The sequence below is a fragment of the Arthrobacter bambusae genome (genome assembly GCF_022606295.1).
GTDB lineage: Bacteria > Actinomycetota > Actinomycetes > Actinomycetales > Micrococcaceae > Arthrobacter > Arthrobacter bambusae_A.
In genome coordinates this window covers 14,615-41,082 of record NZ_JAHHZS010000013.1, presented here as the reverse complement: position 1 = coordinate 41,082, position 26,468 = coordinate 14,615, and the positions used below count along the sequence as shown (strand labels likewise).

Genomic DNA, 26,468 nt, shown 5'->3' with positions numbered 1-26,468 from the left:
GCATGGCCACCACCGCCGCTAGCACGACCAGAAAGAGCAGGAGCACGGACTTTCGGGCGACCCGCCGCACCGTCGCCGGTCACCTGGACGACACTGTGCTCCAAATGTTTCTCGCATCACCCGGCGAGCCAGATGCTGGTTCAGCGAACCTAGCGTCGCACCACCGGAACGACTAATCACCCGCGAGCCGGTCTCTCCGGAATCGTGTTGACCGCACCTAGCCGCGGCAGCCGATCCGCGTTGCGGGGACCACGCTCTCCTTCGTCTGGGGCAAGAAGCTTCAGGGCGAATGTCCGGCGGAAGAAGAACCGCCTCAGCCCAGCGCGTGTCGGGCGACTGCTCGTCCCGTTGCCAGCCCGATTCCGTGGTGACAAAAATCAGGCTGGCAACGTGCGGCAATAGGCCTGGCGCCGTACTGGGCGCCAACTAGGGTGATGAGGCCCAAGAAAAGGTCGAATCCGGCGTCTCACAGCAAGGCTGCGGACCGCGCGCAATGTTCCTTCATGAAGGAGGAACAGTCATCTGCCCAGCACAATTCCGACGATCCTTACAGCGTTGTCACCAAACTTCGGCCGCAGGAATCGGAAACGCCGATCGGTTCAATTCGCGCACCCGCGACTGGCGCGAACATCGTCACTGTGGACTCAGTACCGAACGGCGTCTTCCACACACGGACTCGTATTTTCTGCCCGAGCCGGTGTTTCAGATGCGCAGTCAGGTGTATAAGTGGAGATTACGGGCGCGAGGCTCCTAATCGCATAACGGCAATGTCCGGGTCTCGACACGGTCGGCGATTTTCGTCTCGTTCTCGTGGCTGAGACCTGAGTCGTGGTTTGGAGACTGAAATGCCACTCGTATTTGTCCATGGAGTGAACGTCAGATGTGAAGACGACCCTGCCGAATTCGAATCGTCTGTCAGATCCAGGGACGCGCTTTTCAGGGAAATTTCCTTCAGGGATGCAGTATCCGAATCCCCCAAGATGGCGATTTTCAATCCGTACTGGGGGGATCTCGGTGCCTCATTCCCTTGGAATCATGCGGGCTTGCCTCGTGGGGAGCAGGAGACGTTCGGGCCGGAAGACGAGGCACTGTCTCTCCTTTTGGATGAGGTGGTCACCGATCCGTCCTCCCCCGGGCTGGTCGCGCTAGAGACAGCGCGGCGTGGCACATTGATTGACGCAATTGACCTCCTCTGGGCGGCTTCCTCTTCTCGTACGCCAAATGTTGAAGAGGCGACCGCCTGGGCAGCGGCAGGCGCTGCCGCTGCCCAGTATGCACACCTTAACCCTCGGCCTGCATGGCTTGGACAAGTCGGGACAGACCCGCAGTTCATCAGCCGGCTCCGAAACGAGTTAGAGGAGTTTACTCTCCCAACATCTGCCGATTCTGATACATCGAGCCAACAGGAGGCGTTCGGTGGAACCGCATCATCTAAGCTCACAGCGGGTATTGAACTCGTCCGTAAACGGCTGCCGGGCCTGACAAACGCTGCCAGACGAAAGGTAGGTGCTGCCTTTGTGAGTAGGAATCGCGCGGAGCTGCATCGACGCTTGGCACGTTTCTTCGGCGATGTTTTTGTTTATCTACGTTTCCGCGGGACGGTCGATCAGCCGGGTCAAATCGTCAGCCGAATTCTTAGCGACCTTGAGCGTGCCGACAACTTGCGCGGACAGGAAGGGAAGAGGCTATACGTAATTGGTCACAGCATGGGCGGCGTGATTCTGTACGACATATTGACCAACTTTAGGCCAGACATCAGGATCGATGCACTGGTGACGGTCGGCTCTCAAGTCACTGTCTTCGAGGAAATGAAACTATTCACCGAGCACACATCGGACACCCGATTCAATCCGGGCTTGGACAAGATTTCGCGCCCGGCCAACGTCGATTGCTGGATCAACGTCTTTGACGAACAGGATGTCCTCGGCTTTGCGACTGAAGGCATATTTTCAGGCACCAAGGATTATGCTTTCTCCACAGGCAAGCCCCTTTTGGCGGCCCACTCCAGTTACTTCTCACAACCGTCCTTCCATGAACGGCTCGCCGAACGCCTGGGGAGCGATTGCCGATGACAACAGTTGAGCTGACTCCAGGGGAGCCCGGCCAGCCCCGGACCCATGCACTGGTTGTCGGGGTCGGCGCTTACCGTCATTTAAGGAAAGGAGCCCAACCCAAGCGCAATGACCCCCTGTTTAGTCTGGGCCAACTTACCTCGCCGACCATCTCAGCCCGACATTTCACGGATTGGCTTCTCAAGGACTTCCACAATTCATCTGCCGAGCTCGGCACAGTGGAGCTTTTGCTATCGGAGCCTCGTCCGTCCTTGGCAGAGCATGACAGTGGACCCTCTAGTGAGGTTGAGTATCTCTCCCCTGACGGAACCCGGTCGTGGCCTATCGAGCCAGCCACAATTGATAATCTCGAGGATGCCTTCTGGCGGTGGAGAGATCGATGCCATGAACATCCCGGCAACGTCGCTATCTTCTACTACTGCGGCCACGGTGTCCTTCTGGAAGATGCCAACGTTCTCCTGGCCGAGGACTATGGGGCCAAACGGCCGCGCTTTGATGGCGCTTTCAATTTCAGCGCTATGCGGCGTGGAATGGAGGAGTCTTGCTCAGCTGGCCTGCAGATGTTCTTCATAGATGCGTGCAGCACCAGGCCCCCCGACCCTCCGAAGCTACTTACCTCGGGAGCAAGGATCTTCGATGACGACCAGACGACGACTTTAACTTCTCCTGGTGGTTTGGCACTGCATGCAGCAGCGAACGGCAATAGCGCTTACGGAACTATTGGGCAAGTCAGCCGATTCACTGAGGCACTTGTCCGATGCCTGAAAGGACTTGCCTCCCAACGCCGAAGCGGCCAATGGGTTATCCGTATTGACCACCTCCAAGAGTCGATAAATGACGTCATGGACTTTCTTCCCAAAATTGATGGGGGAAACCGTCAAGAGTCGATGTTGCTTTGGTCCAAGGGAAAGGGAATACTCCTTGAATCTGACCGCCCCCCGCTCGTGCCTGTCGTGGTACGGCTAGTACCGGACAGTGCCGCCCTGGAAGCGAATCTGGCGTTAATCGCTTCGACTGACCCTGCGCTCGTGTGGCAATTTTCGGGTGGACCGGACAGCACTCTCAACGGCGACGGATGGTGGATCGATGGCGTTCCAGCTGGAAAATACGATCTGCGAGCAGACTTCCCGAAAGGTCGATTCAGAGCGCAAACCGTTGAAGTGGTCATTACACCACCAGGTCCGGATCCGGATCCGCACCCCCTCAGCTGTGAGGAAGTTTGATGAATAAGCTGCGAATCTGCGTCGAGATACCGAATCTTCAGCGCGAGGACATTCCCGTTGCGGTAGAAATCCTCGATGACCGTCTTGAGTCCAGATGGGCGTCCATCCGTGGGGAAGCCACATTTACTGTGGAATCGGGGACATATCGGGTGCGCGCCCGCACACCCTCAGGGGAAACCGTCAGTTCCGTCGCAACAGTCACGGAACTGAAGGCTGGCTTTGTCCTGCTTCGCCTTTCCGATCCAGGCCAAGAATGGCTCGCCTGGCCGCGCTTTCTTGGAGAGTTCGACGAGAACGTGGACCAAGTGTTGTTACGTCGATTTCCCGCTACGTGGTTGCGTGTATGGGTAGATCGGCGGAATCGGGAATTGTTTGGGTCCGCCGATATGGAGTCCGGGCACAATGCGCGTTGGGAGGTGAGCGAGAATGCGAGCTGGGCGAGCTGGCAACGCATCGACGAACACGCCGGGTTGCTCGAACTGTTGCCAGCACAGGAGGAAGCCCTGCGGCCGCGCCTGCTTCAAATAGGGGGCCCATTCGTTCCCTGGCGGTTCATCGCGTTGCCTCCTACCTTCGGTCCGATTCAGATCTTGGTGAGGCCCTCCCGCTCACCAAACGTTCTTGATGGCGGTTTGACCGCCAAAGTCTTCAGCACGGAGTGGACCGCGGAGACACTGCTCCACTACATGCACGGCGGACGGTCGGACGCGGCCCAAAGCATGTGGGCAAATGTCGAATACCAGGCCCTGCAGTTTCACGACATGGTCCCGCCACGCGAGTTCCCTCAAGGTTCTGATGTGGCTGTTCGCGCGGCCGAGCATCTACTATTGCACAAATTGGAGAGCCCAATGGGTGCCGCCATCGGCGGCTACTATCTTCTCCGAGAGGGCGCCGATGCAAGGCTCCATGACTGGCCGAAAAACTTCGCAAACTGGATGTACTGGCTGCCGGATGCCGCTCTAGTCCACGCCTGGCAGCTACTGCGTTCACGTGATCGAACGCAGTTGGAACTGGCCAACCACCGGCTACTTGAAGCGGCTGATCGTGGCGTCCCAACTTATACTCAGGGCATTCGATTGCTAATCGACGGCTTGGAGCTAATACGCCGAAGGACCTCAGACACCGAGGTCAATGAAGACGATCGTGTGGGCCGTGCACTGGCTAGCATTCGCCGCTACGCAAGCGCAGTCGATTGGAGCCAGACCAACACGACCTTTTATGGCGAGCATCCCTCGGAACCGTCTCTCGCTTTGAAGACCGGAGTGCCCTCGGATGGCCGCAGGATCCGATTCGTGGGACAAGCCTCAGACCTAACCAATGAGGAAGTCGGAGCGCTGCACCGCGCCCCTGAAAGTGCGCGTACGAAGGTAGATCTGGACGGGCGTACTGACGAACCGTCTTCGGTGCTGAATCTCGCCCTTGAGAAGCTGGGCCTGAACTTCATGACATTCACGTCCCACCTTCGTCAACAATCGGCAAAAGCAGCGTACCCTGGGCAGCCGGTGAATTTTGGAGAACCCCATCGTCAGAGCATGGAGGTGTGGCATGAGCAACCAGCTGATGCTGCGGTCGACCACAGGCTGTCCGATCCCCATACCGAGCTCACAACACTCTGGTCAGAGAACGGAGGACATATTGGTTATGGGCGGACCCCTGACATCACCCCCGGTTCGCCTTGCTGGATCGACCTGATGACCTCGGACCCGGAGAAGGCAAAGTCCTTCTACAACACGCTCTTCGGCTGGACCTACGAGACCGGGGACCAGGAGAAGTACGGCGGCTACATTACGGCCTCGAAGGACGGAAGCATGGTGGCCGGGATCATGCAGAAGCAGGAAGACATGGGCCAGATGCCCGATGTCTGGTCCACCTACCTTCGCACTGAAGACATCAAGGCCACCACTGAAGCGGTCGTCGCCAACGGCGGCCAGGTCTACATGGAACCCATGGAGGTGCCTGACCAGGGGACCATGGCCATGTACGCGGATTCGTCCGGAGCGGCGATCGGTGCCTGGCAGTTCGGCGAGATGAAGGGCTTTCAGCTTGTTGGCGCGGTAGGTTCCCCCGTCTGGCACGAGCTCTTCGCCAAGGAATACGATTCCGCGGTCGCCTTCTACCAGAACGTCTTCGGTTGGGAAACCACGGTCGTCGGCGATACCCCGGAGTTCCGTTACACCACGCTCGGGGCGGGCGACGACTCGAAGGCAGGCATCATGGATGCCTCCGGTTTCCTCCCCGCGGAGGTGCCGTCCTACTGGGGCGTCTACTTCGCCGTGGACAAGGTCGATGACACCATCGAGCAGGCTGTCTCCTTGGGCGCCACGGTCGTCCAGGCGGCTGAGGACACTCCTTACGGCCAGATGTCCACCCTGACCGACCCAACGGGCGCGGTCTTCAGACTCATCGAAAGCGACGTCTACTAGCCTTCATCGTGACGTCCGTGGCGCGTGCGTTCAACACTCTGGATCTGACGGCGGCGCCCTTAAATTACTCCATCGAGGATCGTCTGCTGTCCGTTGATGTCTATTGTCAGAACGGGTTGGTCGACTTCGCCTATGACACCAGCTGCCGCGCGGATCTTTGTGTTCAACCTGGCGGTACCTCTTTAACCGACGGCGTGGTTCGCTCAGCGACAAGCGGCCAACGCGGGCCGATTGCGTGTCCCCGACCGGCCGCAATTCCGGACTGTTAGCTGGGCGGACCGATAAAAGGTTCGACGTCCACAAGGAATCGATCTCCCTTCTTAGTGCGGCCGGGAATCCTCAGCCAAGTCGACCTAACGCACAATCCCTTCAGAGCCCCTAACTGTGCCCGTTGGCCGATGCCCGCTCGGTCAGCCATTTCGACACCTGGTCTTTGAAAGGCTGTAGGCGCCGATACGCATCGCGGGCGAATGAAATCTGCCATTCGAGATCGGCCTGGCGCAGCGCCGCGTGGATGTGGATGTAATTCCGTGCCGTATAGTAGCCGGCTATCTCTTTACCGAGTCCCTCGTCGATAATTCCCAATCCCACAGCCGCAGCCACCTTGCTATCGAATCTGATCTTCGAATCCCGCGTGCGGCGCGTTACGCGCACCGCCCCAATGATACTGTCGGAGTCGCCCCCGTTGAGCCCCCGAATTCGGTTCATGATGTGACCAGGCAGCTGGCGCTCGATCAAGGTCTCATACTCAAAGAGGCGCTGAACCTCAGGCGCGTCCGCTGCCTCGACGAACAGTAGGTGGTGAATGGATGCCTCGTAAATGGATGCATACTGCTGGACCTGCAACTGAACCTGAGCCTGCCTCGCCCAATTCTCGTCGACCCTCAACCCCTCCCAGAGCTTGTAGAGGTATCTCGCGGCGTAGAACTCTTGCCCGATCCGCTGGCGAAGCTCTAGGTCACTAATGAAGTCGAAGTATTCCACATGCCAAGCAACGTCGCCGGGGAGGTCGTTACGCGCGTACTCGACCGCTTCTGATCGGGTTGGCTCTCGGAGTGGCATAAACTGCCTTTCAGTCCTGAATATGTTTGTCGGACATACTCTAGGTGTTTGGCACGAAGAGTGCCGGGTCGCTTACATCTGCGCGTTCAGTCCTCCAACGAACAGATGGAGTTCCCGCTCGGAGGCATCCTGCGTTTCGCTGATTGGTTCGGCGATCAGACGCATACCGGTTCATGAATCCTCGACGGCTTGCAGGAGAGTCGGGAATTCGTCGAGCGCGACCGCGCTTTGGCGACCGACGGCGAATTTGTCCTCAACAGTCGCAGTGTACGAATCTGCATCGAGCAGCACGTTGGAGGGGTCGAAGGTGAAACAGCAGCGCGCTAAGGTTCATCCAGTTCAAGACCCCACAGCCTGAACCTGAAATTGTCTTCTACTTCCCAGTTGAAGGCTTGCGTTTACCTTCGTCGATCAAAATTGGAGCGGGTTCTTTTGTTCCTGGCCCACACGCGAAGAGGCCCACCTCGACATCAGGTATTGGGGCGGACCGCCACCGATTAGTCTTTCAGTATCTGGGCGCGGGCGCCTAACAATGCTAGTAAGGGGTATGCGCACAATGGACGAAACCGATGAGCGGCGGTCATCTGCAGGGTGGCGAAATCCAAAAGTCTGGGCGACGCCGGAAGCCTTCGACGGTAACGTCGTAAAGCAACTGCTGATACCCGCAGGGCTCTTCACGCAAGTCCATGGCGTTGAGGGCGATCTTCGCGTTCAGAACAACTACGGAACTTGGCCAGCAGCAACTAGCCAGGGACTTGAGGAACCGCCGACGATTTGGGCCAGACTCCCCATTGGTTCCAAGCCTGGCGATTCCATAGCCACGAGCGCGTGGATCAAGTCGGCTAAGCTCCGTCGGAACGATCCCGAGAAGGTCCTTGCAAGCTACGAAGGCGCAATCACCTTTGCTGAAGGCACGGACCAAGCACCCGGACTTCGACGACCTCAACTGGGTGCAATGCATGCAGTACTCGGATACTGGACAACCAATAGCTCAACGCCGGCAACTGTGGTGATGCCCACAGGTACTGGCAAGACTGAAACCATGCTTGCGCTCCTCGTGGCGGCCCGCCCAAAGCGCGTTCTGGTGGTCGTTCCATCCGACGCATTGCGTACACAAGTTGCCACCAAATTTGAGTCACTTGGAGTCCTTCAGGAACTCGGCATCGTAACCCCCTCCGCCATCCGACCCGCAGTGGGACAGATTCAACACGGATTCGCTACACCTGCCGTCGCCGAAGCGTTTGCGCGGTCATGCAACGTCATCGTCACCACCCCTCAAGCACTCGATGCTTGCCAAGACCATGCGCGCAAAGCAATCCTCGACTCTTGCACACACCTATTCGTCGATGAAGCCCACCACGTCGCCGCCAAAACCTGGGCTTCGATTCGCGAGCAATTCGCTGACAAACGCGTGGTTCAGTTCACTGCAACTCCGTTCCGCGAAGACGGAAAACATCTCCAGGGGCGAGTCCTCTACTCTTTCCCACTACGAGAGGCACAAGCCCAGGGTTACTTCTCCAAGATCGACTACACGAGCGTCATCGATTTTGGAGACATCGATAGCGCCCTAGCTGTGCGCAGCATAGAGAGGTTGCGTACAGACCTGAAGGCAGGTTCAGACCACGTTCTGATGGCCCGCGTTGGCAGCATAGCTCGGGCAAAGGCTGTCAAACCCTACTACGACAAAATCGCCCCGGACCTTCACCCAGTCATCATCAACAGCCAGATGCCGAAGAAGCACCAGACGGAGGCCCTTACCGAGCTGAAAACGCGCAAGTCGCGGGTCATCATCTGCGTAAACATGCTCGGCGAAGGATTTGACCTCCCAGCTCTGAAAGTGGCTGCGGTTCACGATCCCCAGAAAAGCCTTGGTGTAACCCTGCAGTTTATCGGCCGCTTCGCTCGTACGTCGACGAACGGGGCATATGGGCAGGCATCAATCTTCGTGGCTCGGAAGGACTTCGAGGTAGACAAAAGGCTGCGTAGCCTTTATTCCGAAGACTCTGACTGGAACGTTGTGCTTCGCAATCTCACCGAGGAGGCGGTGGGAGAGCAACAACAAGTTAGCGACTTTGAGTACGGGTTCACAAGCCTGCCGCAGGAAGTGACGCTTCGAAGCCTGCTTCCAAAGATGAGCACGGTGGTATACCGGACTGCGCACGGACTCTGGGAGCCCGAGAACATCGTTGATTTTTTTGGAGAAGTCAATCTGTTGACTACCCCGATAGGTCTTAACAAAGAGGCGGGAATAGCTTGGTGCGTCGTCGAGAACCGCACCGACGTTCGATGGGGAGTTCTGCAAACCATCGAGGAGGTCACCTATGACCTCTACATCCTGTATTTCGACCATGATCGCCGGCTGCTCTACATCAACAACTCCGCCAACGACGGAGTATTCGAAGACCTTGCGTGCGCCGTCGCAGGCGAGGATGCGTCGCGATTCACCGGGTCGACTGTTTACCGCGTTATGGCGGACATAGAGCGCCTGATCCCTACCAATGTCGGTGTGTTGGACGCTCACGATCGCTTTCGGCGATTCTCCATGCATGCGGGCTCCGACGTAACGGCCAGCTTTTCTCAAGCGGAAGCTGGAACGAAGACTCAGACAAACATCTCCGGAGGTGGTTTCCGCAATGGTGAACGCGTCAGCATCAGCGCCTCACTCAAAGGCCGTATTTGGTCTCACACAACAGCCAAGAGCCTGAAACATTGGCGTGACTGGTGCGACGACATCGGCTCGAAACTCCTCGACGATAGCATCAACATAGACCGGGTCATCGGCCAGTTCATCCTTCCAATTCCCATAAAAGAACGACCAGAAGGGGTCCTCATTGCCTTGGACTGGCCCTGGCAAATCTACGCGCTCCGGGCTGATAACCTTCATCTGTCGTACGGGGGCAAATCCCACGAACTTGCGTACACGGATCTCGTTCCAGATACGGCTTCTCAAGAAGGTCCGTTCCGCTTCGCCGTCAAAACAGGGGCCTGGGAAGTCGCTTACGAGGCGACAGTGGAAAAGGGTCGACTGATTTACAGCACCGACTCAACCGAAGAAGTCATGGTCGTCCGCTCACGTTCCGAAACGCGGCTCAGCGATTGGCTCAACGACACCGGGCTAATTCTCACGCTTGACGATGACCGAATCATCGAAGACGACATGATTCTCCGGCCGACCTGGGATAAGGAACCGTTCGATTCATCAACCCTCATCGCCCTCGATTGGAAGGGTACGAAGCTCAACCGTGAATCCCAGACTAAGGAACGACGCACCGACTCGATCCAGTTCAAAGCAATCGCGAAACTCAAGGCGGATATCGAACCTTGGGACGTCGTAATAGACGACGACGGCTCCGGCGAAATAGCCGACGTAGTGGCAATGCGAATCGATGAGCACGGGCTACTTGTCCGGCTGATCCACTGCAAGTACGCGCACGCCGGCGTACCTGGCGCGCGCGTTTCGGATTTGTACGAGGTCTGCGGGCAAGCCCAAAAATCGGTCATGTGGCGCCGTAGCGACCTTGCCCCCTTCTTTACGACACTTCTCGATCGTGCAAGAAAGAAGGAAAAAAGGGAGGGCAGTAGCCCATTTGAGGTAGGTGACATCAGGAGGCTTTACCAACTTCAGGACAAGGCCATGGTGTTGCCCCGGCGGATGGAGATCGTGATCGTCCAGCCTGGATTGTCCGCGTCCAAAGCATCATCCCAGCAACTCGACTTGCTGGCATCCACACAGGCATATCTCAAAACTACGATCAAAGCGCCACTTATCGTGTGGTGCAGCAATTAATAGTTCAGGGCAGTACTTCCATCTTAAACGCGGCGCGAGGATCAGCTGCTTGCCGAAAGGCTGTATGCCCGGAGCCACGGCCTTATCGCGGAGAGTCTATGCACCTCGATGTAAATCAGATAAACAGCTCGTCCCGCCGTCGGTACAGTCATGATTTGCGAGCCATGATCCGAGAGTTCACCCGCGGCACCTGCAGGATGCTGCGCGTCGCCAGAAACGTCAAACAACGATGGCGTATGCCGACTTTCAAATGGGCCGAGCGGCGCGAATTGTGGCACCGCTTCTACACCCAACCACAGCAATAAGTCAAGTTTTGTCAACAGTCAGGGGCCAAATAGGCCCCTGACCTGCGACAACATTGTGCCCGAGGTGGGACTCGAACCGCATTCCGGCCCTTGAAAACACTGGAAACTCCCGAAAACATGCCGAGTACGAGCCAATCCGGCCGATTTACGGCTCAGTCCAAAGCCAAATGTGTTGACAGTGTCAACACCCCCAATTCTTGTTCCACACAGCAACACCGACCAGGCGCCGCACACCAGTCCGGTGCGCGGCAGACCCACTACTTTCCACTTGGAAGCGTTGTATCCGGGATCCTGAAATAGGCACTACCCAGTTCCCTCCATCTCTTCGATGCCGACCGGGCTTAGCCCGTCTTCCGCTTGCCGATAAGGGACTTCCCGTCCGCCATCTCTCGCCGGGCAGAACCACGAGAACCCGGACAGGACCGTTGATCGCGCTGGTCTAGGTGGAGCTGACGGGCAGGGCGAGGCTGGTGCTTGGGTCGCCGTCGTAGGGGGAGAATGATTCGTCGCCGATGAAGAAGCCGTCGCGGATGGCAATGCTTTGTTCGGCGAGGACTCCTGTGAGCGCGGGGATGGTGCCGGTCTGCGGTCTGGCCTGCCCGGGCTGGCAGGGTTCGCTCGTGTAGACGGCGAAGAGTACCTTCGCCACGCAGCTTTGGAGTAAGCCCCTCCCCTCCCCCGCGCTCCCAGACAGCCCCAAGGATTACCCTGCAGCGATGTTCATGAAACTTCGACCAACCGCTATTTGGCCGGAGTTCCGCCAATTTCAGGCCTTCCGCCGACATCGCCTGACAAATATCAGGGGCGGTGTCAACGCGCGAACGGGCGGGACGGGGGCGCCGTTACCCCGCCGGTCGCGAAGTAAGCGGCGGGTGTTGGAGTCGCATGCTTTACCGTTCGGGCAACGTGTTGTCCCAATGGTCGCGCCAGTTTCCGTACAGTCCATCGTTCAGATCTGCAGAGGGCTTACGCCAATGGCGGCCGCTGGTCGGCAGGGGCGGGAGTCGATCCGGGTCCTGGGCAGGCGTGAAGGCGCCAGGGCGCGGGTTTGCCGAACCGTTTGGCGCCCTCCTGTGCGCTGAAGTCGGCTTTGTAGGTTGTTGCTGTTGTGAGAGCTGCACAGGAGTTGGCCGCTGTGGAAGCTCCTTTCTCTGCCGCTTGATGTACTCGAGGTCACTGCCGACATCTTTGAAACCAGCTGTGCCTTTGTGAATCTGGGAAAGGTCCAACAGCTCGGTCTCCAGCCAGTACCTCCTCAGCAATGTCTCTTCTCCGGGGTATCCCGTACCTTCTGCCATGATGAGCGCGTGGCCGGCTTCAACCATCAGCTGGAGTCTGGCCACTTCGCGGTTGGCCGGGGTGGCGGCCCTGCCGTAGACATCCGCCAGGGAGCTCCACGTATGGAGCAGCGCATCGAGAAGATATTCGTCTTTCAGCGTTTGGCGGACCTTTGAGTTGCTGAGCTCCAGAATGTCTATGACAAGCGCGTTGGGCATCGTCGCGGGGTCATGGCCGCTAAGCCGCAGGAAGGCGTCGACCCTTGCGGCTGTAATGCCATGGGCCCCTAGCCAAGTGAGTACCGGCCGAGACTGCCCGGTGCCCAGTTGGCGTTCCTCGATGTAAGTCGCCGCGGTCCAGTCGATGAAGCGTGGATATGGGTGTGACTTCATGGTTACCTTCTGTGTCTGAGGGCGTCTGCGGCGCCCGGAAGTTTCGGATAAGGGCAAAAGAAAAGGACCGTCCAGGGGACGGTCCTTTTAGGGGTCATGATTTTGAGGCTGACTTAGGGCATAGAGGTTGGCTCCTTTCGGTGCTTAAAAGACAAAAACCCCTGCTGTTGCAGAGGTTTGAAGGTTGTTGAGGCAGTATGCCCCGTATGCCGTTACCAATTCAACGGCGATGATCACACGGTCTGAAGGCTGCTATCAGGCTACCTATACGAATCATGGTGGCGGGTCGTGTCAATAGGTTTTTGGTTACGCGTAACAGCGCACGTTCGTATCTACTCCTTAAGTTAGCAGTCGCTCCAAATTTAACTGTGCACGCGGATCATCAGCAGTGCTTCTGGCCTTCGCAAAGAGAGACCCCTGCGGCAGGCAGGGGTCCCTCTTAAGCTATGCCCGATGTTCCTGCGACTTCCGTGTCACTTGCAAGTCGAGGGTTCGGGTGACTATCGCCAGGCAAATTCAGCGCCGCGGGTCGGCCTGCAGCTCCGGTCCTCGAGTACTGCAGAATCGAAACTTGCGCTGGGAGGAGGGCAGCTTCTTCTAACTTTGACCATACTGGATCCTGTCAAGTTTCTTGCGTACACGCCTCGGGTCCCGGGCTGATGATTGCTCATGTCCCATGAGAGCATAGGCAGAAAAATGAAGGTGCGAACGGACGTTTTGCATGGTGTCCACGTGGGTGTGATCCACGATTTTCACCGTGCTGCCGGGCGACACGAGCCCGACCATTGTGGTGACACCCCAACTACCGTTTCTGAAATACCCTCTAAAGTCGCCACTGCCCCAGCCCTAAAGAATCTTCGGTATCGGCGTTCAAACCACGGGAGTGAAAGTAGCTGCGAGAACGCCGAGCTGACCACGGCGATATCTACCCGTCCATCCTTAGTTTTCCCGATGCCGCCGTGTCATCGTCGACACGGCACCAGCACGAATTAGGATGACTCAGGCACATATAAGTCGGGGGAAAAATTGCGCATAGAGAACGTCCGGTCCATCAAAAATTTCCGCATCTTTCAGAACTGGTCTCCCAGCAGCGATTTCACAGGCTTCAGCGACATCAATCTCATCTATGCCAACAACGGCACTGGCAAGTCGACCTTAGCGTCACTCCTTTCCCCCGCCCAATCACCCGATGCATGGGAAGCCGGCGTCTCTGTGGAGGTTTCCGGTAAGGGAATCACAGAGACGAGAACCGTTGTATCTTCTGAGGATGCCTTTTGGGATCGGATGTCAGTCTTCAACAAGGATTATGTTGCCGATTGCTTCGACTTTTCGGTCGGCGAGGCCAAAGCACTCTTGGCAATCGGCAAGGCAAACGCGAACCGTGAGAAAGAGCTCCGAGCCGCGCGTACGCGCTTGGACGACTTGTCGCGCCTAACCGACTCTTTGACGAAAGAAGCCAAGCGCAAGCAGGCGCTTCCTAACGCCATTCTTAAGAGCATCGGGACACTCGTTACGTCCACCCTTGGCGGGGTAGACGGCTACGGTCGAGGTTACGACGCTCGCAACGTCTTGAAGCGACTACCCTTCGCGATGCCGCTTGAGGAGCGCAGTGATTTTAGGACCGAAGAAGAGATAGCGAAAGCTCAGAGCACGTTCCTAAAGGAGGTCGACATACCTCTGATTTCAGCTATAGAGCCTCTCTCGTGTTCGACCATCAGCGGTGTTTTCGAACGGATCCCAACAGCACGAGTCATTGATACTTTGGCAGCACACCCCGAACGGGCTGCTTGGGTACAACAAGGTCTGGATCTCCACAACCATGAGCATGTGTGCCTCTTCTGTACGGGCGAGTTGTCTCAAGAGCGCCTAGAGGCTCTAAACCGCCACTTCGACTCCAGCTCGCGTGAGCTGCAAAATGATTTACGCCTGCTCGGCAAACAGCTCGAAGCCCTGGTCGCGTCGTTAGGCAAGTTGCACGCGCTTTTTCCTGAGTCGGGACTGCTCTACCCAGAGTTTCGGACCGAATATGACCTGCTTCGAAGCTCACTGAAGATCCAAATTCAAATAGATCTTAGCGAACTGGAGAAGCTCCGGGAGTTCCTCGAACGCAAGCAGCAGCATCTACATGCTGCGGCTCCTCTTCCGGAGAGTTGGCGGACTAAGTCGTTTTCGATTCCGGACGTCAGGCCGCTCAAAAAGCTCCTTGCTACCCACAACGACAGAAGTACCCGGTTTGAAGCTGTTCGGAAGTCGGCTTGTCAAAGCCTGGAAGCCTTTTGGATCGGTGAGCAACAAGAGACCTATATGGCGGCACTACATGATGCAGACGCTGCCGCAATGGCTGTTGAAGACAATGCCAAGGCGATCAAAGATACTCGGCGTGTCATCACTGAGCTAGAAAATGCCGAGCTTGATCCTGCGCCCCCGGCCGAATGGCTAAACCACCGTCTGCAAACCCTTCTGGGCAGGTCCGACCTCAGGGTGGAGCCTGTGGAAGGCAATCGCTACGCGATATATAGGCACGGTGAGCCGGCTCTGCACCTGAGTGAGGGCGAATGCACGGCTCTGGCGTTGCTCTACTTCGTCCGGAGCCTTAACACCGGAGGTCGGAGCCGTCGTGACCAAATCATCGTTATTGACGATCCCGTGTCTAGCTTGGACGAGAACTTTACAGTCGGCGCGTCGAGCCTACTTTGGTCGGAATTGGTCCAGCCTTCCATTTGCTCGTGCGGAGCACCACTGGATTGTTCATGCGGCCAGAAGCCCACCCGCGACTGTGGCCAGGTCTTCCTGATGACCCACAACTTCGAACTTTTCCGGATTTGGTCCAACCAACTAGATCGGCTCCAAAGCAGCGTAATGAAACAAGGGCGCCGCTTCAAGATTCTCGAGCTACAGGCTCAGGGCAGGAGAGTGGAAGTAGGGGTTGCACGTCGCGTGCCCGTCTGGCGCGATTGGGGGTCTGACCAAAACAAGGAGCACAAGGCGCTTCGTACACGCCTGAGATCGGAATACCACTATCTGTTTTGGAGGGCGGCCTCAACGCTGATCTCGTGCCAAGGCGAACCCACAATTGAGCACGAGATGGACGCGGCCATCATCCTTCCCAACATTTGCCGACGGATGTTGGAAGGATTTCTTAGCTTCAAATTCCCCGCCCTAATGGGTGATTTCAGACTTCAGATGCAAGCAGCAATTGACCAGGTTGATGATGGCCTGACACGTCAGAGATTGGTCACTTACCTGCATCAATACTCGCACCAAGAGCGCGTGGAGACCACGCGGGGAGTCAATCGTCCCGAGGCTGTTTCCGTTCTTCATGCCGTGTTTGAACTCATGCGAAACCATGATTCCAAGCATTTTATGGACATGTGTACTGCGTTGGAGTTGGACGCCGTGCTTCTAGCAAGCCGTGCGCCCAACTCCGGAAGCAGCCTTGAAGCTGCAATTGCTTGAGGCCGGTCCATCCTGCCCCCAGTCACATCGAGCGCGGCTGTCCTGGGGGTGCGCTGGTTCGTCCGCCTACCAGGAATAGCTAGATTACTAACTCCCCTTGCCATCGAGCCTGTTTTTCATGCATCACGTCCTACAGGCGTGAGCGTTATAGACGGTGTAGAGGGGAGATTGGCCCAATTCCTCGGTTGCTTAGTGCTTTCGCTTCGTCGCCGATGATCTTGCCGTCTTCCAGTGCGACAGTCAGCAACTCAAGGTACTTGTCGGCGGCCGCGTCAACCCTCGATCCAGTATTCCTGCTCCGCGCCGGTCCAGGGTTCCGCCATGAAGCTGATCCGCGTCTTGCTGCTGCGGTGCACGACTGCCCTGATTCGCTGGCCGGGAAGGCAGGCCGCCGGGGACTTCCGCTTGATCCGGAGTGCTTCACCTCCCGATTTTACCGGTCCCGTCTTCGTGACTAACGAAGGTTCCTCGATCCCCTGCGCCCGAAGTCAGCCGTGTCCAGATAGACGCTGATCTTGGCGCGGTAGATCTTGAAATGGTGGCGCCACTTCTCCGGCATCCGGTTGGTGTTGAACGTAATTCCGGATTTCTGCATGTCACCCCAAGAGGCCTTGCAAACAGCACCCAATTTACGTCAGGGCCCAAAGATTTCGCACCGGTCCAACCTCCGGCGAACCAACTCCACTTTTTCCAGCGCCCTGGCGAGGGGGATCCGTTCCTGCTCGACGCGCCGGTGGCCGGTATGCTGCGGATCGAGGAGACGCAGGTACACCATCCGCTCTTCTGCGCGGAGCGTCTCCACCGGCCTCGGCTTGCCGGGCTGGAGCACCCGGCCCGTCTGGTCCAGTTCTGTGCCGAAGACCTCGTAGGCCTCGTAGGCCTCCGGTCCCATGAGGATCGACTCGATGTCGCGCCCGAAGTCGGCCCGGTAGCCATCCAGGATCTCGTAGCCGTCGCAGTCCATGTCGCCCCAGTAGACCAGCACAGGGGCATCACGGATCCACGGGAACGATGCGGGCGTCTTCCCGCCCTTACCGATAAGGCGGCCTTCCGATCCGCATGACATGGGCACCCTTCGTGTCTGAGGGTTGGGGAGGTTCGCATTCAGCACCGTGCCAGTTCGTCAAGGTGCGACAGCCGCATATAACGTTCCGTCTGTTATCTCGTCAGCTCGATGTTTCTAATCCGCCGTCTAATGCTCTTCGCTGGGGAGGCCACGCGCCCAAAGACTGGAAGTATTCGGTCGCCTCAGCCTCTTCGGTGAACTCGAGGAGATTACCGACTTTGCCTGCTAGGACGTCCCGTACCTCGGCCGGTGTGGCGAAGAAGAACTCCTTCCGGGCGTTCGCCTGATTCACGGCGCGGTCTGCGAAGTGACGGTGTAGATCGGCTTCGAGGGTGACGGCATCTTCGGAGAAGTAGATGGTATGGATGTCGAAGCGGAAGGGGACAGAGGCTCCGCTGAGCTCGCTGACACGGTCCGTGGGGTCGAGCCGGCGGGTCAGGCCGATCTTGACGACTCCCTTGCCGAACGCTCCTCGGTTGGAGATGACGTAGACGTAGCCTGCGCGGATGTTGGCTGCACGGTAGTCGTTCTCCGCGATCGCCTGGTCGATTTCGGCGAGCCGCCGGACGAGGTCGTCGTTCGTGGTCCCGGCGGCGGTGAGGGTCTCGAGCGTCTGCATGAGCAGCGCGCGTTCCTTGTCGAGCCTGGCACGTTCCTCCGCGAGCTCTTTCTCCACGCGCCGTTCCTCGCGGAGCCGGGCCCGCTCGTCGCGCTCCCGCTCCTTCTCCTCCTGCTTCATCATCAGCCAGTCAGCCGTCAGCTCGATCTCCCCAATGCGGAGAGAATGGTAGGCATCGCTGATGCGCATCTGCATTATCGCTCCCAATCGGGCGATCGCGACGCGGGAGGCTTCCAGTCGCCGCTTGGCCGTCTAAACGTTGCCGGCCTTCAGCGTGCGGATGCTGTTGTCGGCTTCGGCGTTGTAGGCGCGGAGCATTAGCTTGGCCATGTCTGCGGACATCTTCCGTCCCTTGGCCAGCGAGTTGTCGAAAGTGAACATGTTCGACGTCTCGATCGCGTGGCCGTCGCGGATCAGGGCCGCCGCGCGGGACTCGACGTCTTGGAGGCGTGACAGGTATGCCGCGGCGTTCTCAAGAGGGTGGTGGTACCGGTAGACGCCGACTTCCTGCAGCACCTTCTGGTCATCGAGCTGAACATCGGCTTCAGACGCCGCGGACGCGTCCTCGAGGAGTCGGCGGAGTCTTGCGTTCTCTGCCTCGAGTGCTTCGATCCTCCCCGTGGACGTCTCACCCCCGGAACCAAGGGCGCCTGCCTGCGTTGTCTCTTGCGCGAGCTCGGCACAGTCGGGATCCGGCATACCGGTGGGCTCGTCGACCGCTTCATCCTCGCCGTCGGGGATCCAGAGCTGCCAGCCCGTCGGCGGCGGAGGCCAGGAGCTCGGCGGCCTCCAACCCGCAGGGGGCGTCCACCCCGCCCGTGCAGGTGGCCACCCGGGGGCCGGGTTGAACCGCAGGCGATCCGGGCTCATGAACGGCGTACGCCGGCGGGATCCACCGCTGACAGCGCCGAGGGGTTCTTCGACACGGCAGCGCCGAGGTGCTGGAGCGTGGCAGCAGGGACCACACCAGAGAGGTCGAACTCCAGGAACGTCTCCCGGGGTGAGGTCACCGCGACGAGCGGAATGAACGTGCTTCGCCCCGTCGCGGGGTCCTTCGTCTGGGGGCCGACCTGCAGGGAGACCGCATGGATGAGGCCCTGACGGTCGGACTCGAAGATCTCGTGCAGTGATCTGATCGCGACCTGGTGCAGTGCGGAGGCGTAGCGATTGCTCGCTTCCGCCTTCGACAGCTGGGTCTCGGTGATCTCGTCGCTGGCCTTGACGTACCTATAGGCCTTCACGGTGCGGACTTGGTCCGGTGCTGGCACAGCAACAGTGAGCTTCAACTCAGCCGTATCCGGGTCGAACTTGGCCTCGTGCTGAACGGGGAAGCGCTCGGGATAGAGGGAGTTAGCTAGAACGATCCCGACGTACTCCTCGACCGCGTCGGCTACCCCGTAGCCGAGGGCGGCCTCAAGGTCGTCGATGGCAGCGTTGTGCTCGGCCACCTCCTTCTCGCGCTCCTTGCAGTCCCCCTCATAACGGGAAGTTTCAGCCTTGAGCTGCTCGAGCCTCTTCTTTTCGAAGGCAGCACGTGTCGCTTTGAGCGCAGCCTCCTTTGCCGGGATCGAGTCCCGGTACGCCGTCCACTCCCGCATGGCCTGCTCATACTCGATCTCGGCCTCCTGGCGAGCCGCCTCGAGCTTCTTCTTCCGGCCGAAGAGTCCCGTTGGAGGCTCCGGTTCGCGCCGAACCGGAGCTGGGGGTACCTCAATGGGTCTAGGAACTGGATTCGGACTTTCCAGTTCGGGATGGGGGAATGGCGGGTGCTGCACTGTCTGCTTCAGCGACTGCAGGTCAACCCAGTCGTCTGACTCCAGGGTGGCAGCAAGGAGTCCGTCGATCTGCGAGTACTCGTTGGCTAGGTCCGCGTTCAGCTTTTCGGCCACGGCCTGCTGCGCCTCGACGTGCGCGGCATTGGCCTCCTTCTCGAGCCGCTTGCGCTGGGCCTCAGACGCCCGTTCCGCTGCCGCCGCAGCCCGAACCGCGGCAGCCCGCGCTCTCTCCGCCCTTGCCTGGGCAGCCGCAGACGCCCGTTGAGAAGCATTCTCCCGCTGCTGAGCCAACCGCTGTTGACGTTGAATTTCTGCAAGAAATCCGCGACTCCGCGCCATTCCAACCACCCCCATACAAAACGGACCAAGGATCATCTTAGAACGTCAAATCGCGGAACTGATGAAAGCTGAACGATTCCTCCAGCGGCGTTTCCTGCCAGCGGCTGAACCTTAGGTTTGCATGCCTCGATTAGGGATGTCATTGGGAATGAGAGCTTAGGACGCCGCAACAAACTTACTGATGACGCACACCTGAAATACGTGATGCCAGAGAACTTACCCAAGTAATGTCAGTGTCCCTTGGCCCCGAATATTTCGCTACATGCCGGCAGTACTCTGCTGCTTCATGGAATTTAGGGCGTGTAAGCGCACCTGAACGGTGCCGGTTGGAAAAGTTCAAGTCTATTGCGCCGTAGATCGGCAAGCGCTCGACCGAGATAAGCGCCCGGGTGGCGGGAAGTGGGCGGAAGGTCCCTTGCCAACCGGACACTTTCGTTTTTCGGGCAAGGCTGGCGTTGCAGCGGCTGAGGGCAACAATCTGAGACATCTAACAGCCCTCGATCGGTGTCGTGACTCATTTCTTGCTTAGCTCGCCGAGATTATTCCATGAAAAACTCCCCGGCCTGGCTAATTCCACAGCAAGGGTCGACCGCCTCGGCGTCGTGCTTTCCCAGCGCGACGGGCGTGTACGGCACATTGGCCAGCGCCTCCGTGTGGGGACGGCGGCAATGATCCGAGACGAGCAAGCGGCTACTATGGAGCGTCGCTTCGAGCGAAGCTGCTTTCGTTGACCCTTTTCGCGTGGCCATGCCCCCGATCTCACGCCTAGTCAAGGAACAGCACTCCGAAGTGCGCCGGGTTCCTGAAACTGACTGCCGTCGCCGTCTGCGGCGGGAACGGCTCCATCGCGTGCATGGCCCCGTGCCCCGATTTCAGCTCTCACCCAGCGCGGATTTCGGGCCAAGTCTTCGAGAAACGTCGGACCTGCTCCGCGTAGTGATCTCCTCGGGGTCGAGGTTTCCTACCCTCGACGCGATGGATTTTCTTTCTGAAGAATTCCAAAAAGTCAAGCTTTGTCAACAGTAAGAAGACAAAAAGCCCCTGACCTGCGAAAAAGCTGTGCCCGAGGTGGGACTCGAACCGCATTCCAGGCCGCGGAAACACTGAGAACTCCCGAAAACATGCCGAGTACGGCCCAGTCCGGCCGATGTACGACCCAGTCCGAAGGCCAAAGTGTTCACATTGTGCACACGCCGTTTTGCCCCTTCGAGATCTGAACCGTCCCTGGAATCACGCCGAACAAGTGCCCGTAACGAACACGCGGTCGTCGCGGGCCACGGGACCCGTTGAGCCACGGCAAAACCACTCGCGGTTTTCACCCTTCATCGAAGCCTCTCGCAAGACCGAGGGCCCGCCGGGAAACGCCGAGCGGACGCTTGAGAAGCAACGTCTACGGCTTACCTGCGAAGAGCCGCAGCAATTTGAGGCATTCCCTCGGAATCGAGCCGGTCCAAGACATCGTTAACATCCAGCGGTGGATTCCTGTAGGCCTCGGACATGTTGCGTATAGCAATGTGAAGTTCCACCGCATCTAAATAAAACTGGTCCATGAGGAAATCATCGGGATGTTTGGCCTCCACGCCCCATGGGCTGAGCGTTTCCGCCGGAAAATGCTTGAGGTTGTTGGTGACGATTACTTGAGCCTGAACCTTCAAAGCGGCTGCCATTACATGGGCATCCCCCGGGTCCGGGAGGTCCATGAAGACCTGCTCCAGAGGCTGGTAGTCATCTACGATGCAATCCGGTATCGCGGTGCACATCAACTCACGGGTGCGGTCGAGCTTCAACGGATCCAGGTCCGGCCGGTTCTCCTTCAGGTTCCGGAAGGTCTCGTCGAGTATGGCTTCCGTCCAGCGGGCTCGAACCAATCCCGCCTGAGCAACTCGTATCAGAAGATCGCGGAGCATGCTCGGATACAGGACGTTTGCATCGTAAATGACCGTAACGACCACTCTAGATAATCCCCATGTCCTGACCCAGCGCTGACAGCTCGTCCGCGGCGTCCTTCTGAGCTACAGACGTGCGGCGCTTGTAATCATAGAGTGACTCGGCGAGTACCCGCCTGTGCGTTCCGACCCTTCGGTACTTGATTTCCTGGGACTCAAGGAGCCCCACCAGATACGGGCGCGATACATTCAGAATATCCGCTGCTTGCTGTGTCGTGAGTTCGGCATTCATGGGAACCACCGTGACCCCTTGCCCGGCTGCCATCTTCCCAAGGATTCTCATCATCAGATCCGCTGCAGCACGGGGCATCTCCAGCTGCCCCCCATCGGTAACCTTCATTTCCACCGGCTGCTGCGGATCCGCGTGCGCCTCAACGGCGCGACGCAGCGTCTTCAGTGCTTCCCGCGCCAGTTCAGAATCATTTCCGTGAGGGTACGCCGGGGTTGGTGCCTGAGTCGCCATTGTCCTACTCCTCTCCACTTTCCTGTCTTCTGTGTGTATGTATGTATTTACGCTACCCTACAAACGAAATAAACAAAACAAGCGAAATAAACAAAACAAGTGAAACAAGAAAAACGAAAAGACGTGATGGGATGCGGATGGCCCGCCTCTTACCTTGTCATGGCACCCTATATCGGGGTGTCATGACACCGGGTAGGCTTGACCATGAAGCCAAACCCTCTCAAAGGCAGGAGCGCGCCATGTCGGCAGGGACACCACGGCACACCATCCGCGTCAGCGACGACCTCTGGAACGAAGCCCACCGCAAAGCCGTGCGGGAAGGCACGTCGGTGTCCGAACTCATCCGTACCCGGCTCCACGAATACGTCGCAGCCCCGGACAAGCACCGCCACACGATCGCTGACTCCCTCGTATACCTGGTCCCGCCCGCTTTAAACGACCTGCACGGCCCCGCGACCGGATCCGTGGAACTCCCGCTGCACCTGGACTGGGGGCCGGAGAGAAGCTACAACGTGGACGATGACGGCAGCTGCTCGGTGCTGTACCAACTCACCTTGCAGAATTCCGGGTCCATCGAGGAAATCTGCCGCATCGTCCACGCTGGACGGCTGACCGCCCTGTGGCCGACCATGATCCTGCCCGCCCGGTGCAGGCAGCTCTGGGAAACGACCTTCCCCCAGCTTCCCGGCACCCGCGAAGCGAAGGAACACCCGTCATGGACGACTCTCAGCGCGTAGCAGCCAAGATCGCACTTGCCGTCCTGGCAGCTGATGGCTTCATCCTCGCCGGCGGCCAGGCCCTGATCGAGCACGGCATCACCGAACGTCTCTCGGACGACATCGATCTCTTCGCCCTGCACCGCCAGCACACCCCGGCAACCTTCGCCGCATCGGTTCAGAAAATGACAGCCGCCCTCGAAGCCGCCGGATACGCCGTGGAGATCACCCGACAATACGAGGAATTCGCCAGCGTCACCGTAGGACACAATGAACAAGCCGTCGTCATCGACCTCGGACTGGACTGGTGGGAGAACTCCCCCGCCATCATCGACATCGGCCCCGTCCTCTCCCTCAAAGATACCGTCGCGTCCAAACTGCTCGCCGTCTACGCCCGCGGATACGCCCGCGACTACCTCGACGCCTACTCCATCATCACCAGCCACCGCTTCACCCACCAACAACTGATCACCCTCTGCCAACGCCGCGACCCGACCCTGGACCTGCCAACCCTCGCCGCCGCCATCGCCAGGCACCGGACACTCCCCACCACCGAATTCACCAAATACGGCCTGCAACCCCGTGAACTCCCCACCCTCAGCACCACCCTCCTGGACTTCGCCGAAACAATCCACAAAACCAGCCAAAACCCCGGCACAACCCACACAGACTCAGCCAACCCCACCGGGCCGGCAAACCCCGAACCCGGTCCCGAACTGCTCTAAGCGCCAATCCGCGCAGGCACCGCAGCCAACTAACACCGAGACCTCCGAAGTTTGCCTAATTCTTCGCAACCAGTTGGCAGCCGAGCCGAAAGCGGTCGGTCCACCGACTCGCCCCTGCCCTCAAGGGCGGCAGCGCTGCCTCTCCGAACGGCAATCGCGCTAAGGCTTGCCGCCACCACCCGCAACGGCAACATTCCGGTGAGGCCCACACCCAGTTGAAAAGATTCTGCCGTGCGCACCAACGAATGCCGTTAAGAGGATCACGGCTACAACCCGACCTTTCACCCCGATGGATCTCTGGGCCTTGAGAATTGGCCCAGTCTGGTGGGCGCTCGTCGCCCGTGTCTGTACGGCGAAGCTCAGGCTTGTACGGCGAAGCTCAGGGACCTCGCTGGAGGTTAAGTCCGCTTAGCTTCGACGGGCCTTCGACCAGAGGCCCTTATTCGCCCTCGAGGCAGAGGCTTCATGAACGTCGTCTCCATAGTCGAAAAGTTGCATGCTGCCGACCGCCAGAAGGCCGCCACCAAATAGCCTGACTATGGTGCCCCGATTAAAGCTGGCCACCAGATAAGGCCCTACGCGATGCACGCGTAGACGAGCACGCCGGTCATCGAAGCGATGAGCACAAACGCCGCAACGTTCCGGCCTTTCACCGTCGCTTCCCCTTCCGCATAAGCGCGGCGCAGTAGCGAGCAGCTTCGAACTCGATGAGATGTCGTAAAAATGCCACTGTCCGCGTCCTGGCCTGACTTCTCGTTGATATGCACGGCCCGCCCCGGTCTGATGTTTTGATCGAGGGCATTTCGAAGCACGACCTCGAAAATACGGAGCGCTTCGTAAGTAGCGCCAGAGGGCCGGGGTCCAACGGTGCCGGCGAAAGGCAGCCTGCAGTCTTTCGGCAGCCTCAAGCTACGGGGCCCGGCCTTCGCCGGACGACCTCATGTTGCTTGGGATCACTAGACACATTAGATGCGCTAATGCCAAGCCGCAGCCGCTCGACCATAAGTACCTAAAGTCAGACTCACGGTTCCACCACAGGGACAGTCCTCCGGTGCGCCTTCGGATCGCTTGGGCAATCAGGAAATTTCAATTTGGACATGCTCGCCGGGGTTGCCAGCCGATCAACAATTGGTAGACCGACCTTGACAAGGGGACGCGAGATTCTTCAAATATGCAGGATTCGCGAGTGTCAATCGCAGTTGCATTTCGAATGGTCACATTTCGTGCGGCGTCATCGACAACGGTCAGATGGTTGTCGTCCTGCGAAATTACGAAGAACGTCCTAGCTGGCTCGCCGTGGAACGCAATCGATTCGGACGATTGCCAGGGAAGTCCGATGGCCGTTGTGAAGAGAAGAATGACTCCTGTCCAGGTCATGACGATTCCGCCAGTTGGCACGAAGGCCTGCAGAAGGCGCGCCATCCGACGGGGCACTAGCCGGTGCCGATGGATTCCTTTGTATAGACTTCGAGCCCCCCACAATAGCGTGGCAAGGGCAGCGATCGCGACGTTTGACAAAGCAAGTGCCGCCACCACAAAAATGACACCGACCAGAGGGATGACCCACTTCGTCACCTCGTCAGCAACCATACGTCGAAGCACCAGCACCAACAGCAGGGCAAACGGGATCGCCATGAACGGGACGACCGAAACTACCATTGCTGTCAGAGTCGGCAAGAGATCAAGGTGTGGTATCAAAGCCAGGGCCGAGTCTATGTCTCCATCGACGAAGCCGATGATCCGTAACGCATAGTAGATAGTGCCGATGGCTCCCAGGGTGATGACCATTCCTGGTGTTCCTAGACTCCCATGTTTAGTGGACACTATTGAGCGTCCTAGCAGCCTGCGTGCTGAGTACGACGAGCCTTTTCCACGAGGCACAGGGTTTCGCGCGCGGGGCATAATTCTTTTCGCCACATTGAGTTCGGGGTCCATGCAGTCCATTCTGCCGATGAATCTGGGAACTTAGGGGCAATCACGGGCAAGACGATCCGCGCTGGGATCGTGTCGCCCAAGGTTTCGACCGGTCATCACCTCGACATCCCGACCGAAGCGGGGTCCTCCGCTGGATCGGAGCTGGCGAATCCCCCAGCTTCCTTGCCGGAAAGGCGTCTGCCCCTTTTCCATCCTCTGCTGGGTGGAGCCCACAATCTAGTCATCTCAAGCCGCGACACTTTGGGCAACAGACCGTACAGCAGTACTGCTGTGGGCGCCGGCTCCGGATACCTGGCGATTTCGAAAGTTGAGCTGCAGCGGCGTTGGACGTATTCGCGGTGCCCCACGGCAGCAGGCTCTCCTCGTTGGCGGCGCGCGTCAAGTGGAGGCGTAGTACTAATTCGGCTCTTAATATTTAGGCACGGTTTGTCTTTCGGGCGGCGCCGGACACGCTCTGCCCACAGCAGCCGCACCGGACGGCCGAAATACGGGGTGTCGCGGAGCTGGACCTGCCGGTGGACGTTCCGGGCGGCGACGACACCGCAGTCCGGATAACCGCTAAGAGTTTCGGCGGTCTCAACGTGCAGAACCAGACCGGGCTCGGGCGCCGTGACAGAGCAGAGTTCGATGCCGTCGACGCCAAGAACCACGTCTGCCCGCTCGCAACAGAGACCGCCCGGGAAGGAAGTAGCGCTGGGCATATCAGGGTGTCTTTTTCTATTTGGAAGCTTGGTCGCCACCAATTCAAAGAGGCCCTTGACCTCTCCTGCCCCCGACGTCAGACGGCCCTAACCACGCTAGTCTGCGAAGTGCCGGAAATGAAGATCTGCGCTGGGCCGTAGCCCTTAGCTGTCGAAATCGCGCCGCCGGTGAGAATGTAGCGGAT

Annotated in this window: 18 protein-coding genes; 7 read left to right on the top strand and 11 right to left on the bottom strand. The window is 58.6% G+C overall.

Annotated elements, in window-relative coordinates; translation table 11 throughout:
• Positions 1 to 845 precede the first annotated feature (845 nt).
• From KNN17_RS10945 to KNN17_RS10935, 3 genes are all read left to right on the top strand, one after another.
• Positions 846 to 2,072, top strand: coding sequence for a hypothetical protein (locus KNN17_RS10945; protein WP_241709015.1), 1,227 nt, complete (start codon positions 846 to 848; stop codon positions 2,070 to 2,072).
• Positions 2,069 to 3,295 (top strand): caspase family protein, encoded by a 1,227-nt coding sequence (locus tag KNN17_RS10940; RefSeq protein WP_241709013.1) that lies wholly within the window; start codon positions 2,069 to 2,071, stop codon positions 3,293 to 3,295. Before KNN17_RS10945 ends, KNN17_RS10940 begins: the two co-directional genes overlap by 4 nt.
• 1,691 nt (positions 3,296 to 4,986) lie before the next feature.
• The gene (locus KNN17_RS10935) at positions 4,987 to 5,718 is read left to right on the top strand and encodes a VOC family protein (protein ID WP_241709146.1); all 732 of its coding nucleotides are present in this window, start codon (positions 4,987 to 4,989) and stop codon (positions 5,716 to 5,718) included.
• Between the two features lie 378 nt (positions 5,719 to 6,096).
• Here KNN17_RS10935 and KNN17_RS10930 read toward each other — a convergent pair whose 3' ends face one another.
• On the bottom strand, positions 6,097 to 6,702 hold the full coding sequence (locus tag KNN17_RS10930) for a hypothetical protein (RefSeq protein ID WP_241709011.1): 606 nt from the start codon (positions 6,700 to 6,702) through the stop codon (positions 6,097 to 6,099).
• Between the two features lie 634 nt (positions 6,703 to 7,336).
• Here KNN17_RS10930 and KNN17_RS10925 point away from each other — a divergent pair.
• The gene (locus KNN17_RS10925; RefSeq protein ID WP_241709009.1) at positions 7,337 to 10,567 is read left to right on the top strand and encodes a DEAD/DEAH box helicase; all 3,231 of its coding nucleotides are present in this window, start codon (positions 7,337 to 7,339) and stop codon (positions 10,565 to 10,567) included.
• A 744-nt stretch (positions 10,568 to 11,311) separates the two neighbouring features.
• Here KNN17_RS10925 and KNN17_RS10920 read toward each other — a convergent pair.
• The gene (locus KNN17_RS10920; RefSeq protein WP_241709008.1) at positions 11,312 to 11,521 is read right to left on the bottom strand and encodes a hypothetical protein; all 210 of its coding nucleotides are present in this window, start codon (positions 11,519 to 11,521) and stop codon (positions 11,312 to 11,314) included.
• Positions 11,522 to 11,762: 241 nt separating this feature from the next.
• Positions 11,763 to 12,542, bottom strand: coding sequence for a hypothetical protein (locus KNN17_RS10915; RefSeq protein ID WP_241709004.1), 780 nt, complete (start codon positions 12,540 to 12,542; stop codon positions 11,763 to 11,765).
• A gap of 1,026 nt (positions 12,543 to 13,568) precedes the next feature.
• Between KNN17_RS10915 and KNN17_RS10910 the strand changes: the two genes are divergently transcribed.
• The gene (locus KNN17_RS10910; protein WP_241709003.1) at positions 13,569 to 15,998 is read left to right on the top strand and encodes an AAA family ATPase; all 2,430 of its coding nucleotides are present in this window, start codon (positions 13,569 to 13,571) and stop codon (positions 15,996 to 15,998) included.
• A 454-nt stretch (positions 15,999 to 16,452) separates the two neighbouring features.
• On the opposite strand, the gene KNN17_RS10905 is transcribed toward KNN17_RS10910, so the two are convergent.
• The 7 genes from KNN17_RS10905 to KNN17_RS10875 form a co-directional block, all read right to left on the bottom strand.
• Positions 16,453 to 16,593 carry a hypothetical protein gene (locus tag KNN17_RS10905; RefSeq protein WP_241709002.1) on the bottom strand — a complete coding sequence of 47 codons (141 nt, stop codon included), beginning with the start codon at positions 16,591 to 16,593 and terminating at the stop codon, positions 16,453 to 16,455.
• 39 nt (positions 16,594 to 16,632) lie between these two features.
• Positions 16,633 to 17,064: a Wadjet anti-phage system protein JetD domain-containing protein gene (locus KNN17_RS10900; protein ID WP_241709001.1), complete on the bottom strand. Its 432-nt coding sequence runs from the start codon at positions 17,062 to 17,064 to the stop codon at positions 16,633 to 16,635.
• Positions 17,065 to 17,164: 100 nt separating this feature from the next.
• Positions 17,165 to 17,878: a GIY-YIG nuclease family protein gene (locus KNN17_RS10895; RefSeq protein WP_241709144.1), complete on the bottom strand. Its 714-nt coding sequence runs from the start codon at positions 17,876 to 17,878 to the stop codon at positions 17,165 to 17,167.
• 57 nt (positions 17,879 to 17,935) lie between these two features.
• Positions 17,936 to 18,553: a DUF4041 domain-containing protein gene (locus KNN17_RS22535; RefSeq protein ID WP_308196795.1), complete on the bottom strand. Its 618-nt coding sequence runs from the start codon at positions 18,551 to 18,553 to the stop codon at positions 17,936 to 17,938.
• Positions 18,550 to 19,749, bottom strand: coding sequence for a hypothetical protein (locus KNN17_RS10885; protein ID WP_241708997.1), 1,200 nt, complete (start codon positions 19,747 to 19,749; stop codon positions 18,550 to 18,552). The genes KNN17_RS22535 and KNN17_RS10885 overlap by 4 nt, the downstream gene beginning before the upstream one ends.
• Positions 19,750 to 21,194: 1,445 nt before the next feature.
• Positions 21,195 to 21,749 (bottom strand): PIN domain-containing protein, encoded by a 555-nt coding sequence (locus KNN17_RS10880; protein ID WP_241708995.1) that lies wholly within the window; start codon positions 21,747 to 21,749, stop codon positions 21,195 to 21,197.
• A 1-nt stretch (position 21,750) separates the two neighbouring features.
• Positions 21,751 to 22,206, bottom strand: coding sequence for a helix-turn-helix domain-containing protein (locus KNN17_RS10875; protein WP_241708993.1), 456 nt, complete (start codon positions 22,204 to 22,206; stop codon positions 21,751 to 21,753).
• 239 nt (positions 22,207 to 22,445) lie between these two features.
• Here KNN17_RS10875 and KNN17_RS10870 point away from each other — a divergent pair, with 239 nt between their 5' ends.
• Both KNN17_RS10870 and KNN17_RS10865 read left to right on the top strand, forming a co-directional pair.
• Positions 22,446 to 22,943 (top strand): hypothetical protein, encoded by a 498-nt coding sequence (locus tag KNN17_RS10870; protein ID WP_241708991.1) that lies wholly within the window; start codon positions 22,446 to 22,448, stop codon positions 22,941 to 22,943.
• Complete coding sequence (locus KNN17_RS10865) at positions 22,922 to 23,647, top strand: nucleotidyl transferase AbiEii/AbiGii toxin family protein (RefSeq protein WP_241708989.1); 726 nt, start codon at positions 22,922 to 22,924, stop codon at positions 23,645 to 23,647. The genes KNN17_RS10870 and KNN17_RS10865 overlap by 22 nt, the downstream gene beginning before the upstream one ends.
• Positions 23,648 to 24,733: 1,086 nt before the next feature.
• Here the strand turns inward: KNN17_RS10865 and KNN17_RS10860 are convergent.
• Positions 24,734 to 25,435: a hypothetical protein gene (locus KNN17_RS10860; protein ID WP_241708988.1), complete on the bottom strand. Its 702-nt coding sequence runs from the start codon at positions 25,433 to 25,435 to the stop codon at positions 24,734 to 24,736.
• Positions 25,436 to 26,468 lie beyond the last annotated feature (1,033 nt).

Coding starts and splice junctions, on each gene's coding strand:
- KNN17_RS10860 (WP_241708988.1), bottom strand. CDS start 25,435: ATGGTCATCACCCTGGGAGCCATCGGCACTATCTACTATGCGTTACGG.
- KNN17_RS10875 (WP_241708993.1), bottom strand. CDS start 22,206: ATGGCGACTCAGGCACCAACCCCGGCGTACCCTCACGGAAATGATTCT.
- KNN17_RS10915 (WP_241709004.1), bottom strand. CDS start 12,542: ATGAAGTCACACCCATATCCACGCTTCATCGACTGGACCGCGGCGACT.
- KNN17_RS10945 (WP_241709015.1), top strand. CDS start 846: ATGCCACTCGTATTTGTCCATGGAGTGAACGTCAGATGTGAAGACGAC.
- KNN17_RS10905 (WP_241709002.1), bottom strand. CDS start 16,593: ATGCAGAAATCCGGAATTACGTTCAACACCAACCGGATGCCGGAGAAG.
- KNN17_RS10935 (WP_241709146.1), top strand. CDS start 4,987: ATGACCTCGGACCCGGAGAAGGCAAAGTCCTTCTACAACACGCTCTTC.
- KNN17_RS10940 (WP_241709013.1), top strand. CDS start 2,069: ATGACAACAGTTGAGCTGACTCCAGGGGAGCCCGGCCAGCCCCGGACC.
- KNN17_RS10895 (WP_241709144.1), bottom strand. CDS start 17,878: ATGCAGATGCGCATCAGCGATGCCTACCATTCTCTCCGCATTGGGGAG.
- KNN17_RS10870 (WP_241708991.1), top strand. CDS start 22,446: ATGTCGGCAGGGACACCACGGCACACCATCCGCGTCAGCGACGACCTC.
- KNN17_RS22535 (WP_308196795.1), bottom strand. CDS start 18,553: ATGAGCCCGGATCGCCTGCGGTTCAACCCGGCCCCCGGGTGGCCACCT.
- KNN17_RS10925 (WP_241709009.1), top strand. CDS start 7,337: ATGGACGAAACCGATGAGCGGCGGTCATCTGCAGGGTGGCGAAATCCA.
- KNN17_RS10865 (WP_241708989.1), top strand. CDS start 22,922: ATGGACGACTCTCAGCGCGTAGCAGCCAAGATCGCACTTGCCGTCCTG.
- KNN17_RS10900 (WP_241709001.1), bottom strand. CDS start 17,064: ATGTCATGCGGATCGGAAGGCCGCCTTATCGGTAAGGGCGGGAAGACG.